15 protein-coding genes and 2 tRNA genes are annotated in these 14302 nt (G+C 68.5%); 12 read left to right on the top strand and 5 right to left on the bottom strand.

The features are described 5' to 3' along the window. Positions 1 to 135: 135 nt before the first annotated feature. A complete protein-coding gene (locus tag ELQ40_RS10345) occupies positions 136 to 861 on the bottom strand; it encodes a DUF3558 domain-containing protein (protein ID WP_127793610.1) in 726 nt (241 codons plus the stop codon). A 208-nt stretch (positions 862 to 1069) separates the two neighbouring features. Then, positions 1070 to 1140: transfer RNA gene (locus tag ELQ40_RS10340), tRNA-Gly, on the bottom strand. Positions 1141 to 1238: 98 nt separating this feature from the next. On the opposite strand from ELQ40_RS10340, the gene ELQ40_RS10335 reads away from it, so the two are divergent. The 7 genes from ELQ40_RS10335 to clpX all read left to right on the top strand — a co-directional run bounded on the left by ELQ40_RS10335 (position 1239) and on the right by clpX (position 6718). Beyond that, complete coding sequence (locus tag ELQ40_RS10335) at positions 1239 to 1610, top strand: nuclear transport factor 2 family protein (protein ID WP_127793609.1); 372 nt, start codon at positions 1239 to 1241, stop codon at positions 1608 to 1610. A gap of 120 nt (positions 1611 to 1730) precedes the next feature. Continuing rightward, positions 1731 to 1805 (top strand) — tRNA-Pro (locus tag ELQ40_RS10330). Positions 1806 to 1855: 50 nt separating this feature from the next. Beyond that, a complete protein-coding gene (gene tig, locus ELQ40_RS10325; RefSeq protein ID WP_127793608.1) occupies positions 1856 to 3265 on the top strand; it encodes a trigger factor in 1410 nt (469 codons plus the stop codon). A gap of 70 nt (positions 3266 to 3335) precedes the next feature. Next, positions 3336 to 3893: a tetratricopeptide repeat protein gene (locus tag ELQ40_RS10320; RefSeq protein ID WP_127793607.1), complete on the top strand. Its 558-nt coding sequence runs from the start codon at positions 3336 to 3338 to the stop codon at positions 3891 to 3893. Positions 3894 to 3926: 33 nt separating this feature from the next. Next, positions 3927 to 4553, top strand: a complete 627-nt coding sequence (locus ELQ40_RS10315; RefSeq protein ID WP_255424726.1) for an ATP-dependent Clp protease proteolytic subunit — start codon at positions 3927 to 3929, stop codon at positions 4551 to 4553. Positions 4554 to 4573: 20 nt separating this feature from the next. Further along, the gene (locus ELQ40_RS10310; RefSeq protein WP_127793605.1) at positions 4574 to 5257 is read left to right on the top strand and encodes an ATP-dependent Clp protease proteolytic subunit; all 684 of its coding nucleotides are present in this window, start codon (positions 4574 to 4576) and stop codon (positions 5255 to 5257) included. Between the two features lie 186 nt (positions 5258 to 5443). Then, the gene (clpX, locus tag ELQ40_RS10305) at positions 5444 to 6718 is read left to right on the top strand and encodes an ATP-dependent Clp protease ATP-binding subunit ClpX (protein WP_127793604.1); all 1275 of its coding nucleotides are present in this window, start codon (positions 5444 to 5446) and stop codon (positions 6716 to 6718) included. Positions 6719 to 6726: 8 nt separating this feature from the next. Here clpX and ELQ40_RS10300 read toward each other — a convergent pair whose 3' ends face one another. Beyond that, positions 6727 to 7011 (bottom strand): hypothetical protein, encoded by a 285-nt coding sequence (locus ELQ40_RS10300; protein WP_127793603.1) that lies wholly within the window; start codon positions 7009 to 7011, stop codon positions 6727 to 6729. 100 nt (positions 7012 to 7111) lie between these two features. Further along, a complete protein-coding gene (gene sepH / locus ELQ40_RS10295; RefSeq protein ID WP_370296335.1) occupies positions 7112 to 8428 on the bottom strand; it encodes a septation protein SepH in 1317 nt (438 codons plus the stop codon). A 23-nt stretch (positions 8429 to 8451) separates the two neighbouring features. Here sepH and ELQ40_RS10290 point away from each other — a divergent pair, with 23 nt between their 5' ends. Further along, positions 8452 to 8745, top strand: coding sequence for a DUF4193 domain-containing protein (locus ELQ40_RS10290; RefSeq protein WP_127795250.1), 294 nt, complete (start codon positions 8452 to 8454; stop codon positions 8743 to 8745). A gap of 1 nt (position 8746) precedes the next feature. Here the strand turns inward: ELQ40_RS10290 and ELQ40_RS10285 are convergent, their stop codons facing one another. Then, on the bottom strand, positions 8747 to 9211 hold the full coding sequence (locus tag ELQ40_RS10285; protein WP_127793602.1) for a DUF3093 domain-containing protein: 465 nt from the start codon (positions 9209 to 9211) through the stop codon (positions 8747 to 8749). A 38-nt stretch (positions 9212 to 9249) separates the two neighbouring features. On the opposite strand from ELQ40_RS10285, the gene dut reads away from it, so the two are divergent. The 4 genes from dut to ELQ40_RS10265 all read left to right on the top strand — a co-directional run bounded on the left by dut (position 9250) and on the right by ELQ40_RS10265 (position 14165). Further along, positions 9250 to 9708, top strand: a complete 459-nt coding sequence (gene dut / locus ELQ40_RS10280) for a dUTP diphosphatase (RefSeq protein WP_127793601.1) — start codon at positions 9250 to 9252, stop codon at positions 9706 to 9708. Continuing rightward, entirely contained in the window at positions 9705 to 10343 is a 639-nt protein-coding gene (locus ELQ40_RS10275) for a DUF3710 domain-containing protein (protein ID WP_127793600.1), read from the top strand. The genes dut and ELQ40_RS10275 overlap by 4 nt, the downstream gene beginning before the upstream one ends. Continuing rightward, complete coding sequence (locus ELQ40_RS10270; RefSeq protein WP_127793599.1) at positions 10340 to 11155, top strand: DUF3159 domain-containing protein; 816 nt, start codon at positions 10340 to 10342, stop codon at positions 11153 to 11155. Before ELQ40_RS10275 ends, ELQ40_RS10270 begins: the two co-directional genes overlap by 4 nt. A 157-nt stretch (positions 11156 to 11312) precedes the next feature. Then, positions 11313 to 14165, top strand: coding sequence for an aconitate hydratase (locus ELQ40_RS10265; RefSeq protein ID WP_127793598.1), 2853 nt, complete (start codon positions 11313 to 11315; stop codon positions 14163 to 14165). Positions 14166 to 14302: the final 137 nt, after the last annotated feature.

Here is a 14302-nt window from a genome sequence, read left to right as displayed (position 1 = left end):
AGCGGACTCGAATTCACTGGAGCGAGGGTGACGAGCCACGATGACCGAGCCGAACAGGAGCGGAGCCGGGTCGCCACGTTCTTGGCGACGGACGCCCGGCGCCGGTCGGGACCGGGAGCTATGTCAACTGATCGCTCATCCGAGGCCAGCGAGCGCGATTGTCACCTGGTCGATGATGGCCGGATCCGCTGAGATGCCTTCGCGCGCGACGAGCAATGTCGTGTAGGTGCCGGAAACGCACTGCTGGGCTGAAACGGCCATGGCTGACTCGCGATCCGGGATATACGAAACGGACAGGGTTGTGCCTGGCTCCCGGCCTTGCAGTTCGAGGAGACTGCTGAAATAGCCGCACGCCTCGTCCGCAGGGATGATTGCTCCGGCCTCGAGCTCCGCTGCTGCTCCCTCGATCTGCTGCAACATGGTGGGATCGACCGCACCGTCGGGGAGTGCGCGGAAGCTGTCGAGCACCGACGGCAACGAGCGCGCCCAATCCTCCGCGGGCACCTGCGAGACCTGGATGCCGCCAGTCGAGGTGTTTCCGATCTGGCAGGCGGGCAGATCCGTGCCCGTGACCTGGACTTCGTTCCCCGCGGGCGTCGAACCGATCAACGCCGCGATGGTTTCGTCGTCCAGAAGCCCGCAGGGCGAATTCGAGGCGTCGCCCACGGGATCGGCCGCGGCGGACTCCTCAGTCGTCGCCGACTCTGACGCGCCGGTCGAGCTGGTCGTCTGGGCTCGTTCGAGCTCGGGCGTGCTGGTGCAGCCCGCGATCAACGCGCCGAGAACGAAGCAGCCCGCAATCGCGCTGAGCGTGCGGGTCGAATTTGGTCGAACCCCGGTTCGGGTCATGGGGGAGATCATGCTCGGATGGTAGCCGGGCTGGACAGGTGGTCTTCCCCAGACGCACTCGCTGTGGATCGTTTCTTGGTGAGAGGCGCGAGTCGTCGAATTCGTGCGTGGCGAACTCGCATGAGATGCAGCGACGGGGATAAGCCCTTGGCACCCGCTAGTGACACCTGCGGTCGACGTCGTCGCACGGGCAAACGCTGATCCGTTGCGCGGGTAAGGGAGGGGATGACGGGAATCGAACCCGCGTAATCAGTTTGGAAGACTGAGGCTCTACCATTGAGCTACATCCCCGAGCACCCGGCATCCGGGCACTTGGAACATCGTAGTGCACGCGCGAGACCTGTTCGTGCACGAGGGGTCCGCGCGTCACCCGTTCGAAGGAGAACGAGATGGACGGACGCGCGACGATCGAGGCGCTGGTCGACGCGATCAACGCGAGAGACCTCGACGCGATGGACGCCGTGTTCGACGACGACGTCGTGATCGAGTGGCCGCAGTCACGCGAGCGGATCGTCGGGGGAGCGAACCGACGGGCGGTGTACGCCGCGTTCCCGGGCCTGCCGACGTTGACGCCGCGGCGCATCCGCGGCTCCGGCGAACTCTGGGTGGCGGAGATCGTCGCCGACTACGGAGACGGCGGGGTTTTCGATGCGGTGTTCGTCTTCGAGATCCGCGACGGGCGCATCCGTCACGAGTCGGCGTACTGGGCGTCGCCGTTCGCGCCGGCCGACTGGCGGGCCGGATGGGTCGAGACGATGTGACCGGGATCCGAACCCGGCGATTGGGCACCGCCTGCGTGCAGTAGACTTTCGGGGGCCCATCTTCGCTCCCGCATGCTCCGGCATGCCTGCGCGGGCGGGCCGACGAGTTGAGTAGCGACTCGGGGCGTAGCTCAGCTTGGCTAGAGCGCCCGCTTTGGGAGCGGGAGGTCGCAGGTTCGAATCCTGTCGCCCCGACGAGTCGTGCAGGCTCGACACGAACTTCCACACAACAGGAGATCTTCCCCATGCCGACCACTTCGGTTGAGAAGCTGAGCCCGACGCGCGCCAAGCTCACCATCTCGGTGACGCCCGAGGAGCTGAAGCCCAGCATCACCCACGCGTACGAGCACATCGCCGAGCAGATCAACGTCCCGGGCTTCCGCAAGGGCAAGGTCCCGGCGCCCGTCATCGACCAGCGCGTCGGCAAGGCCGCCGTGCTCGAGCACGCCGTCAACGAGGGCCTCGACGGGTTCTACCGCGCCGCCGTCGCCGAGCACGAGCTGCGCCCGCTCGGCCGCCCGGCCGCCGACATCGTCGAGTGGCCGAACGAGAAGGACTTCTCGGGCGACCTGCTCCTCGCCATCGAGGTCGACGTTCGTCCCGAGATCGAGCTGCCCGCCTACGAGGGCCTCGAGCTCGTCGTCGACGACGTCGAGGTCGCCGAGGACGAGGTCGAGCAGGAGCTCGACCGCCTCCGCAGCCGCTTCGGCACCCTCATCACGGTCGATCGTCCCGCGAAGACGGGCGACTTCGTGACGCTCGACCTCGTCGCCAAGATCGGCGAGACCGAGGTCGACACCGCCAACGGCATCTCGTACGAGGTCGGCTCCGGCGAGCTGCTGGCCGGCATCGACGAGGCGCTCGACTCGCTCACCGCCGACGAGACCACCACCTTCGAGTCGAAGCTGCTCGGCGGCGACCACGAGGGCGAGACCGCTGAGATCACCGTCACCGTCACCGCCGTCAAGGAGCGCGAGCTCCCCGAGGCCGACGACGACTTCGCCCAGATCGCGAGCGAGTTCGACACCATCGCCGAGCTGACCGACTCGCTCAAGGAGCAGGTCGCCCGCAACAAGTCGTTCAGCCAGGGTTCGCAGGCTCGCGACCTCCTCGTCGACAAGCTCCTCGAGCTCGTCGAGATCCCGATCGCCGACAGCGTCATCGAGGACGAGGTGCACCGCCACCTCGAGGGCGAGGGACGCCTCGAGGACGACGAGCACCGCGCCGAGGTCACCGAGGCGAGCACCAAGGCCTTCCAGACCCAGATCCTCCTCGACAAGATCGCCGAGACGGAGAAGGTCCAGGTCAGCCAGGAGGAGCTCACGCAGTACCTCGTCCAGGGTGCCGCGCAGTACGGCATGAACCCGAACGAGTTCGTGCAGATCCTGAGCGAGCAGGGCCAGATCCCCGCGATGGTCGGCGAGGTCGCCCGCAACAAGGCGCTCGCGATCGCGCTGGGCAAGGCGAAGGTCGCGGATGCCTCTGGTAACGCCGTCGACCTGTCGGAGTTCACGGCCGTCGCCGGTTCCGATGACGAGGGCGAGGCCGCTCCTGAGGCCGAGGCCGTGGAGGCCGAGGTCGTCGAGGAGAAGCCGGCTCCGAAGAAGCGCGCCACCAAGAAGAAGGCCGAGGCCGAGCAGGCCGACGCCGAGTAACGAAACCACCCGGAAGGGCCGGATGCCACGCGGCATCCGGCCCTTCCGCATCTCGAGGAGGAGTGCACGGATGACCGACGACTGGGACCGGCGGATCGCCGAGGTCTGGGAACTGGCCGCGGGGTCGCTCGTCGACGACGAGGTGATCGAGCGGATCGACGCCATCGCCGCGGAACGCGGCGACGACGACGCCAGGGCCGCCTTCGAGCGCGCGGGCGCGAGGGACTCCGCCGGGCTGCCGGAGGACGCCGTGCCGCTGTACCGGCGCGCGCTCGAGCTCGGACTCGACGATGAGCACCGCCCGCAGGCGGTCGTCCAGTTGGCGAGCAGCATCCGCAACCTCGGCGACGTCGCCGAGGCGCTTCGGATGATCGAGGCCGAGTACCGCGACCACCCTGATGCGCCGTACCGCGACGAGGTCGCCGCGTTCCTCGCGCTCGCGCTCGTGAGCGCGGGCGACCCGACGCGAGGGGCATCCGTCGCGCTGACCGCGCTCGCACCGCACCTGCGCCGGTACACGCGGTCGATGACGGCCTACGCCGCGGCGCTCGTCGAGCCGGAAGGCGGCGCCGACGGAGCCCCGGAACGGCGACCGGACGCCTCGACCGCCGACGCGTCATCCGCCTAGGGCGAACAGCCCCGTTCGGCCGTGTTGCACCGGATAGATTCGAGTGAACGCGACAACGAAACGGAGCGAAATTCCATGGCCGAACCGTCACTGCAGCCCGGTGTGTTCGATCGTCTGCTGAAGGACCGCATCATCTGGCTCGGCTCCGAGGTCCGCGATGACAACGCGAACGAGATCGCGGCGAAGCTGCTGCTGCTCGCAGCCGAGGACCCGAAGAAGGACATCTACCTGTACATCAACTCGCCCGGTGGATCGATCACCGCGGGCATGGCGATCTACGACACCATGCAGTTCGTGCCCAACGACATCGTGACCGTCGGCATCGGCATGGCGGCGTCGATGGGCCAACTGCTGCTCACCGCGGGCACCAAGGGCAAGCGGTACATCACCCCCAACGCCCGAGTGCTGCTGCACCAGCCGCACGGCGGCTTCGGCGGCACGGCGAGCGACATCCAGACGCAGGCCCAGCTGATCCTCTCCATGAAGAAGCGGCTCGCCGAGATCACCGCTGCCCAGACGGGCAAGTCCGTCGAGCAGATCAACGCCGACGGCGACCGCGACCGCTGGTTCACTGCCGAGGAGGCGCTCGAGTACGGCTTCGTCGACCACATCCGCGAGTCCGCGCTCGACGTGACCGGCGGCGGCGGAACCCAGGCCTGAGGAAGAGAGAGAACACGCGAATGACTGCACCTACCTTCGGTGGCCCTGCTTTCGGCGGCACCGCCTTCTCGGGCACCCAGGCGCCCGGCTCCCGCTACATCCTCCCGAGCTTCGAGGAGCGCACGGCCTACGGCTTCAAGCGCCAGGACCCGTACGCGAAGCTCTTCGAGGACCGCATCATCTTCCTCGGCGTCCAGGTCGACGACGCGTCGGCCGACGACATCATGGCGCAGCTGCTCGTGCTCGAGTCGATGGACCCCGACCGCGACATCATGATGTACATCAACTCGCCCGGCGGCTCGTTCACGGCGATGACCGCGATCTACGACACGATGCAGTACATCCGTCCGCAGATCCAGACGGTCGTGCTCGGGCAGGCGGCCTCGGCCGCGGCCGTCATCGCGGCGGCGGGCACACCCGGTCGCCGACTCGCGCTGCCGAACGCCCGCATCCTGATCCACCAGCCCGCGATGGGCGAAGCCGGTCACGGCCAGGCGTCCGACATCGAGATCCAGGCGGCTGAGATCCTTCGCATGCGCACCTGGCTCGAGGAGACCCTCTCGAAGCACTCGAACCGCTCGATCGAGCAGGTGAACGGCGACATCGACCGTGACAAGATCCTGTCCGCGAACGAGGCGCTCGAGTACGGCCTCATCGACCAGGTGCTCACCTCGCGGAAGACGCTGCCGGCGCTCACGCGCTGACCCCGTCATCGCGCGTCGCAGACGCGAATCGGATGCCCCGGTGCCCGCACCGGGGCATCCGTGCGTCCGCGAGGGCAACGGATTCGCCCTCGGCGAACCGCGGGTCTGCACGAATGCGCGCCGCTCCGCCGCAAGCCCGCCGGTACGGGTTAGGCTCGGAGCAGACTCGTCGAGAGGGAGGATGCGATGGCACGCATCGGGGAGAGCGCCGACCTGCTGAAGTGCTCGTTCTGTGGAAAGAGCCAGAAGCAGGTCCAGCAGCTCATCGCCGGCCCAGGCGTCTACATCTGCGACGAGTGCGTCGAACTCTGCAACGAGATCATCGAGGAGCGGCTCGCCGAGGCGACCGAGACGGAGTCCGGCGAGTTCGAACTGCCGAAGCCGAAGGAGATCTTCTCCTTCCTCGAGGAGTACGTCATCGGCCAGGAGGTCGCGAAGCGCGCACTCGCGGTGGCGGTCTACAACCACTACAAGCGCGTCCGGGCCAAGCAGGCCATCACCTCGGCGGACCACCGCGACGACGTCGAGCTCGCGAAGTCGAACATCCTCCTCATCGGCCCGACCGGCTGCGGCAAGACCTACCTCGCGCAGACCCTCGCCAAGCAGCTCAACGTGCCGTTCGCCGTCGCCGACGCGACCGCGCTCACCGAGGCGGGATACGTCGGCGAAGACGTCGAGAACATCCTGCTGAAGCTGATCCAGGCCGCCGACTACGACGTGAAGCGTGCGGAGACCGGCATCATCTACATCGACGAGGTCGACAAGATCGCCCGCAAGGCCGAGAACCCGTCGATCACCCGCGACGTCTCCGGCGAGGGCGTGCAGCAGGCGCTGCTGAAGATCCTCGAGGGAACGGTCGCGTCCGTGCCGCCGCAGGGTGGGCGGAAGCATCCGCATCAGGAGTTCATCCAGATCGACACGACGAACGTGCTGTTCATCGTCGCCGGTGCGTTCGCCGGACTGGAGGACATCATCTCGTCGCGTGCCGGCAAGCGCGGCATCGGGTTCGGGGCGCCGTTGCACAGCAAGCAGGATCAGGGCGACATCTTCAGCGAGGTGCTGCCCGAGGACCTGCACAAGTTCGGCCTCATCCCGGAGTTCATCGGCCGACTCCCGGTCGTCACGACCGTCTCGCCGCTCGACCGCGAGGCGCTCATGGAGATCCTCACGGAGCCGCGCAACGCCCTCGTGAAGCAGTATCAACGCATGTTCGAGCTCGACGGCGTGCAGCTCGACTTCGAGGGCGAGGCGCTCGAGGCGATCGCCGACCTCGCCGTGCTGCGGCAGACGGGCGCTCGCGGCCTCCGCGCGATCATGGAGGAGGTGCTCGGTCCGATCATGTTCGAGGTGCCGAGCACGACCGGGGTCGCGCGCGTAGTGGTCACGCGCGCAGCCGTGCTCGACAACGCCGCGCCGACGATCGTGCCGCACAAGCCGCGCCGCGCCGAGAAGTCGGCCTAGCTCCCGGTTCAGTCGAAGACGCCCAGCACCCGCCAGCGGTCTCCGTCGCGACCCACGTCGAACATGTGGGTCTCGCCGTCTTCGGTACCCGCCTGGAAGCGCCAGTCGGCGATCGACAGCGGATGGCGGCCGGGGGAGACGTCGTGGCCGGCGAACGGCTCCCACCATTCGGCAGGGCCCACCAGCGGCGTCGGCCGATCGCTCACCCGGAAGCGCCGACCGCGCCAGACGAGACGTTTCGGCTCGCCGGACTCATCGGGCCAGACCTCGACGAACTCCTGCACTCGTGACATCGCCGCACCCTTCGTTCGAACAGATGTTCGAACGCTAGCAGTGGGTGCCGACACCGCCGGCTCGGGGCAACCGAGGTGCCCGATGGCGACGAGTGACCGGTCAGGCCAGGTCGTCGTCCGTACGTGCGCCGAACACGATCTCGTCCCAGCTGGGCATCGATGCGCGACCCTTCTTCGCCGTGCGGCCCGCGCCGGACGACGCCTTCCCGCCCCAGAGCGAGCGCGCGGCCGCGCCGGGCTGCTCCTCGTCCGGCAGGTCGAGGGTGGGTTCCGAGGCCTGGGCGGCCACCTGCGGCGTCGGTGCTGCGGCATCAGGGCCGCTGCCGGAGGGAGTGGCCTGCGCGGGCGACACGTGCATCGGCGCGGCGGGAACGAGTGCCGGTGTCGGATCGTTGGCAGCGGCCTCACGCTCGCCCCTGCGTCGCCGGAGTGCTTCGAGGAGGTCCGCGGTCTCGCTCTGCACCTGCGTGGGCTCGTCGGCTCGCTTGATGGCCGCACGGGCGGCCGCAGGGCTCGACACCTGGGGTGCGAGCGGCGTCGGTCGACCGTACGGCAGGGACTCGGCCGGTGGTGCGGTTTCCTGCGGCGCTTCGGGCTCCGGTTCCTCGAAGGTGAACGCGCCGCTGTCGAACCGTGACTGGTCGGGGTCACCGCCGACCGCACGGAGGCGCGGGATGAGGCCGTCCTTCAACTCGCCCTGCTGGGACAGCGTGATCGCCTCCGAGTTGATCGGCTGCAACGCCCTGCGGCGAGGATCGAAGCCCCACCGTGCGTCGTGGTCGATCGCGTCGGCGGTGAACTCGAGCTTGACGATCCAGCCGCGCTCCTCGTCCTTCCAGCTGGCCCACCGCTCGCCGAGGGCGTCCAGCTTGGCGAGGCGCTCCCGGATCACCGTGCCGAAGGAGAGCGGATCCTCCGAGGGGTCGACCTCTCCCGACACGTGCACCGGAACGGCGAGGGCCGAGGTGACCATGTGCTCGCGCTCGGCCATCACGGGGCCTTCGAAGCGCCGCACGTAGTCGACCGAGGCACCCGTGAGCTTCGCGACCTCGTCGGAGCTGAGCCCCGCGCGGATGTGCGCCTGCACTTCGCGTGGGGAGAGCTTCGGGCCCTGGTGGACCTCCGGGTGCGCCTGTCGGATCCGCGACTGGAGCACGTCGTCGATCTCGATCCGGAAGCGGGCACCATCATCGGAGGCGGCGATGAGTGCACCGCTCTCCACACCGATCACCTTGAGTTCTTGCATCGCGACAAGCCCTTCCGTGCTTTCGTCTCCGGCCAAGGATGCCATGGGCGAGGCGGGAACCCGGGAATAGCGCGGGCGCGCCGGAAGTTGAACGAGTGATCGATCGTCGCGAACCGCGCGGGAGTTTGCCAACGGAGGGTATTTCGTGCAAACTATGGCCGCCGAATTCACGGCGCAACAACGAATGGATGGGCATGGCAACGGATTACGACGCACCGCGGAAGACCGAGGACGACTCCGAGTCGATCGAGGCCCTCAAGGAGCGCGTTCCCGACAAGCTCTCCGGAGCAGTCGACGTCGAGGACGCCGACAACCCCGGTAGCTTCGACCTGGCCGGAGCCGATCTGTCGGACGTCGAGCTCGACGTCGTCGTGCTCCCGCCGCAGGCCGACGAGTTCACCTGCGTGAGCTGCTTCCTGGTGAAGCACCGCTCGCAGATCGACCACGAGACCAAGCTCGGGGCGATCTGCCTGGAGTGCGCTTCCTGACCTACTCGGTCGGTTCCGCATCGGGCCGCCGCGATCGATCGATCGCGGCGGCCAGTTCGTCCGGTCGGCGCGTCGACACCAGCCAGTAGGGCGTCGGGTCGGCGGCGTCGGTGATCGGGATCCGGACCAACGACTTGATCCAGCCTCGGATGACGAGGAAGGCCCGCGCGTCGAGGCGCAGGCCGAGCTCGGCGCGAGTGGCCTCCGCATCGGCGACCGCGACGGGTGATCCCGTGTGCGCGAGGTCGATCTCGGCGCGTCCGGCACGGAGCCGGCCGTCGGCGACCTCGATGACGGGGGCCGTCAGCGAGAGCGCGCCGAGCGCGCCGGCGTAGAGCACGATCCCGGTGACGATGCCCGCGGGCAGCGACACCGGGGCCAGCACGAGCATGCTCGCGGGGATGAGCAGCAGGCTCGCCACCCAGATCCAGGGGGACGGCCACATGCGCTCGCGATAGTCGGACATGGATCTATTCGACCAGACTTCTGCACTACCCTCGAACGGTGACCGATTCCGTCGACGTGCTGATCACGGCAGACCGCGTTCCCACCTACGCCCATCCCGGCGATGCCGGAGCCGATCTCCACGCCTCCGAGTCGCTGGTGCTCGAGCCCGGCGAGCGGGCCGCGGTCGGCACCGGAGTCTCGATCGCGCTGCCCGACGGATACGTCGCGTTCGTGGTGCCTCGGTCGGGGCTCGCCTTCAAGCACGGCATCACGATCGTGAACGCGCCGGGCACGGTCGACGCCGGCTACCGCGGCGAGATCAAGGTCGCACTGCTCAACACCGACCAGCGTGAGGCGCACCGCATCGAGAAGGGCGATCGGATCGCCCAGATCGTCGTGATGCCGGTCAGCCGCGCGCGCTTCGTCGAGGTCGAGCGACTGCCCGGCAGCCACCGCGGCGAGGGGGGATTCGGCTCGACCGGCTTCGGCGAGCACCAGCGAGGAGTGAACGCGTGAGCGACATCGAGAACAACGGCGACGTCCCAGTCGACCAGCCCAAGTCCGCACCCGACGATCGGGAGACCAACGGCCCGCTCGACGAGGCGGAGGCCAACCCGGTCCGCCCGTACGTCGACCTCGGCGGCGTGAAGGTGCTCCCGCGAGAGGGACTGCACCTGCGCCTCGAGATCGAGGAGGGCACCAAGCGGGTCGTCGCGATCGGCCTCGACTACGCCAACTCGACGCTGCAGGTCCAGGCGTTCGCCGCCCCGCGAACGAGCGGGCTCTGGCACGAGATCCGAGGCCAGATCACGGAGCAGATCGCCCGCCAGGGCGGAACCACGACGGTCAGGGAGGGGGCGTTCGGCCCCGAGCTGCTCGCGCAGATCCCGGTGGCCGCGACCGCCGAGCAGCCGGCGCACACCCGGCTCGCCCGCTTCATCGGCGTCGACGGGCCGCGTTGGTTCCTGCGGGGCGTGATCGCCGGCGAGGCTGCCGTCGACCCGGCCGCAGCGGCGCAGGTCGAAGACCTCTTCCGTTCGCTGGTCGTCGTCCGCGGATCCACGCCGATGCCCCCGCGCGACCTCATTCCACTGCGGATGCCTGCGGCCGGTCAGGCCGGCCAGGCCGGTCCGGCCGGTCCGGCGCGTTGAGTCCGGAGCCCGACGACCGCCTGCCCGACGACCCGGGCGCGCGCGACGAAGCCTCCCGCGGCGGCTCCGCCGCCGATGCCGGCGAGGCCGGGACTGCCGACGCGAAGGCCGAGTTCGCCCGCCAGTTCGCCCAGGCGGCGGAGCGGAGCGGGCTCGGCGGCTTCGCCCGCGACGAGAAGCTCACGGCCCGCGACGTGCTCACGGCGGTCGGAGGCATCCGCGGTGTCCTCGAGGCGCTGCTTCCCGGACTCGTGTTCCTCGTGGTCTACTCGGTGCTCACGAGCTTCGGCGGGCAGTCCGCGCAGGCGGCGCTCGTGCCGTCGCTCGTGGCTTCCGTCGGCCTGGCGATCGTGTTCACGGTCGCGAGGTTGGTGGTGAAGGGGCAGCCGACGCAGGCGATCGGCGGCCTCGTCGGCGTGCTCCTGTCTGCGGCGCTCGCCCTCTGGTCGGGAGACGCGCGCGACAACTACGCCCTCGGGTTCTTCACGAACGCGGGGTACGCGGTCGCGCTGCTGGTCTCGCTGCTCGTCCGCTGGCCGGCTCTCGGCCTCATCGTCGGCTTCCTCGTCGGGGACGGCACCGGGTGGCGCGAGGATCGTCGCAAGGTCCGGCTGGCCCAGTTCCTCACGATCGCGTGGATCGGGTTCTTCGTCCTCCGGCTGGTCGTCCAGGTGCCCCTGTACTTCGCCGACAACGTGCAGGCGCTCGGGCTCACGAGACTGCTGATGGGCGTTCCGCTCTATGCGTTGATGCTCGTGTTCACCTGGCTCGTGGTGCGTGCGGCGTGGGCGCCGAAGCCATCCGGCGAGTGATAGAGTTATCTCGACGTCGAGATAGTTTTGCGGGTCGCCGAGCAGTCGGGCGGCCGAATTCCCGTTAGGTTAGCCTTGCTGGAAGCGCCCCTGTCCGACGAGCATGATCGAGATGCCGGTGCCTCCCGTTGCGGGCACCCGCGAAGGAGAGGACATCGTGTCTGCAGTGAACAGTTTCGGGGCGAAGGACACGCTCCAGGTCGGTGACCGGTCCTACGAGATCTTCCGGGTCGACACCGTCGCCGGCTACGACAAGCTGCCGTTCAGCCTCAAGGTGCTGCTCGAAAACCTGCTGCGCACCGAGGACGGTGCCAACGTCACCAAGGAGCAGATCGAGGCGCTCGGCTCATGGGTTCCGACCGCCGAGCCCGACACCGAGATCCAGTTCACGCCCGCGCGCGTGGTCATGCAGGACTTCACCGGCGTGCCCTGCATCGTCGACCTCGCCACGATGCGCGAGGCCGTCACCGCGCTCGGCGGCGACCCGAAGAAGATCAACCCGCTCTCGCCCGCCGAGATGGTGATCGACCACTCGGTCATCGCCGACCTCTTCGGAACCGAGAACGCCCTCGAGCGCAACGTCGAGATCGAGTACGAGCGCAACGGCGAGCGCTACCAGTTCCTCCGCTGGGGCCAGACCGCCTTCGACGACTTCAAGGTCGTGCCCCCGGGCACGGGCATCGTGCACCAGGTGAACATCGAGCACCTGGCGAAGGTCATCTACGACCGCACGGTCTCCACCGCCGACGGCGACGTCGTCCGCGCCTACCCCGACACGTGCGTCGGCACCGACTCGCACACGACCATGGTCAACGGCCTCGGCGTCCTCGGCTGGGGCGTCGGCGGCATCGAGGCGGAGGCGGCCATGCTCGGCCAGCCGGTGTCGATGCTCATCCCGCGCGTCGTCGGGTTCAAGCTCACCGGTGAGATCCCCGCGGGCGTCACCGCCACCGACGTCGTCCTGACGATCACCGACATGCTCCGCAAGCACGGCGTCGTCGGCAAGTTCGTCGAGTTCTACGGCGCCGGCGTCGGCTCCGTCCCGCTCGCCAACCGCGCCACGATCGGCAACATGAGCCCCGAGTTCGGCTCGACGGCCGCGATGTTCCCGATCGACGACGTCACGATCGACTACCTCCGCCTGACCGGTCGCGACGAGCAGACGCTCGCGCTCGTCGAGGCGTACGCCAAGGAGCAGTCGCTCTGGCACGACCCCGCGAACGAGCCCGCGTTCAGCGAGTACATGGAGCTGGACCTCGCCACCGTCGTCCCCTCGATCGCGGGGCCGAAGCGCCCGCAGGACCGCATCCTGCTCTCGGAGTCGAAGGCGCAGTTCGAGAAGGACATCGTCAGCTACGCGACGGCCTCGACCTCGACCGACATCGTCGACCTCGAGTCGAAGCACTCCTTCCCGGCTTCCGACCCCGGCGCCGTGCCCGGTGAGGAGGCGGCCGACACGCGCCCGGTGCACATCAACAGCGGTGCACCCGTCAACGCGTCCAAGCCGGTCAAGGTGACCCCGCCCGCGGGCGATCCGTACATCCTCGACAACGGCGCGGTCACGCTCGCCGCGATCACGTCGTGCACGAACACGTCCAACCCCTCGGTCATGATCGCCGCGGGCCTGCTCGCACGGAAGGCCGTCGAGAAGGGCCTCAAGCGCAAGCCGTGGGTGAAGACCACGCTCGGCCCGGGCTCGAAGGTCGTCACCGACTACTACGAGAAGTCGGGCCTCGGCAAGGACCTCGAGGACGTCGGCTTCTTCACGGTCGGCTACGGCTGCACGATCTGCATCGGCAACTCGGGTCCGCTGATCGAAGAGGTGTCGACCGCGATCAACGACCACGACCTGGCCGTGACCGCGGTGCTCTCGGGCAACCGCAACTTCGAGGGTCGCATCAGCCCCGACGTCAAGATGAACTACCTCGCGTCGCCGCCGCTCGTCGTCGCGTACGCGCTGGCCGGGTCGATGAACTTCGACTTCGAGACCGACGCGCTCGGCACCGACACCGAGGGCAACGAGGTGTTCCTGAAGGACATCTGGCCCGACACCGACGAGGTCCAGGAGATCATCGACTCCTCGATCTCGCGTGAGCAGTTCATCAAGCAGTACGCCACCGTGTTCGACGGCGACGACCGCTGGAAGAACCTCCCGACGCCGACCGGGCCGGTGTTCGAGTGGGACGACGACTCGACCTACGTCCGCAAGGCGCCGTACTTCGACGGCATGAAGATGGACCTCACGCCGGTCTCCGACATCCGCGGCGCCCGCGTCATGGCGACCCTCGGCGACTCGGTGACCACCGACCACATCTCGCCGGCCGGCAACATCAAGGCGGGCACCCCGGCAGCGCAGTACCTCACCGAGCACGGCGTCGCGCAGAAGGACTTCAACTCCTACGGCTCGCGCCGTGGCAACCACGAGGTCATGATCCGCGGCACGTTCGCGAACATCCGCCTGAAGAACGAGTTGGTCTCCGCCGTCAACGACGGCCAGATCGTCGAGGGCGGCTACACGCGCGACTTCACGCTCGAGGGCGGCCCGCAGTCGTACATCTTCGACGCGTGCACCAACTACGCCGAGCAGGGCACTCCGCTCGTCGTCTTCGGCGGCAAGGAGTACGGTTCGGGTTCGTCTCGCGACTGGGCCGCGAAGGGCACGAGCCTGCTGGGCGTCAAGGCGGTCATCACGGAGAGCTTCGAGCGCATCCACCGCTCGAACCTCATCGGCATGGGTGTCGTCCCGCTGCAGTTCCCCGCCGGTGAGAGCTGGAAGTCGCTGGGCCTGGACGGCACCGAGATCGTCTCGATCACGGGGCTCGAGCAGCTCAACGAGGGTGTGACGCCGAAGACCGTGCGCGTCGTGGCCGAGCCGAGCGAGTTCTCGCCCAAGGGCAAGCAGCCCGTCGAGTTCGACGCGGTCGTTCGGATCGACACGCCCGGTGAGGCCGACTACTACCGCAACGGCGGCATCCTGCAGTACGTGCTCCGTTCGCTCGTCGACGCGTAAGGCGTTCGACTCCGACGACTGCCCGCTCCGGGTATCCGACCATCGGATGTCCCGGGCGGGCAGTCGTCGTTCGCGTGTGCGCCGATATCCGCGCGCCATGCGACGTTCAGGCGCCCCGGCGACGGGGCGCGTAGACT

The organism is Agromyces sp. LHK192, assembly GCF_004006235.1.
GTDB lineage: Bacteria > Actinomycetota > Actinomycetes > Actinomycetales > Microbacteriaceae > Agromyces.
The sequence above is the reverse complement of the archived record's forward strand: the minus strand, read 5'-3'. Positions and strand labels throughout refer to the sequence as shown.

Excerpts from the sequence above, each read along its gene's own strand:
- ELQ40_RS10300 (WP_127793603.1), bottom strand. The coding sequence starts at position 7,011 with ATGTCACGAGTGCAGGAGTTCGTCGAGGTCTGGCCCGATGAGTCCGGC.
- ELQ40_RS10320 (WP_127793607.1), top strand. The coding sequence starts at position 3,336 with ATGACCGACGACTGGGACCGGCGGATCGCCGAGGTCTGGGAACTGGCC.
- clpX (WP_127793604.1), top strand. The coding sequence starts at position 5,444 with ATGGCACGCATCGGGGAGAGCGCCGACCTGCTGAAGTGCTCGTTCTGT.
- ELQ40_RS10290 (WP_127795250.1), top strand. The coding sequence starts at position 8,452 with ATGGCAACGGATTACGACGCACCGCGGAAGACCGAGGACGACTCCGAG.
- tig (WP_127793608.1), top strand. The coding sequence starts at position 1,856 with ATGCCGACCACTTCGGTTGAGAAGCTGAGCCCGACGCGCGCCAAGCTC.
- ELQ40_RS10310 (WP_127793605.1), top strand. The coding sequence starts at position 4,574 with ATGACTGCACCTACCTTCGGTGGCCCTGCTTTCGGCGGCACCGCCTTC.
- ELQ40_RS10285 (WP_127793602.1), bottom strand. The coding sequence starts at position 9,211 with ATGTCCGACTATCGCGAGCGCATGTGGCCGTCCCCCTGGATCTGGGTG.
- ELQ40_RS10335 (WP_127793609.1), top strand. The coding sequence starts at position 1,239 with ATGGACGGACGCGCGACGATCGAGGCGCTGGTCGACGCGATCAACGCG.
- ELQ40_RS10345 (WP_127793610.1), bottom strand. The coding sequence starts at position 861 with ATGATCTCCCCCATGACCCGAACCGGGGTTCGACCAAATTCGACCCGC.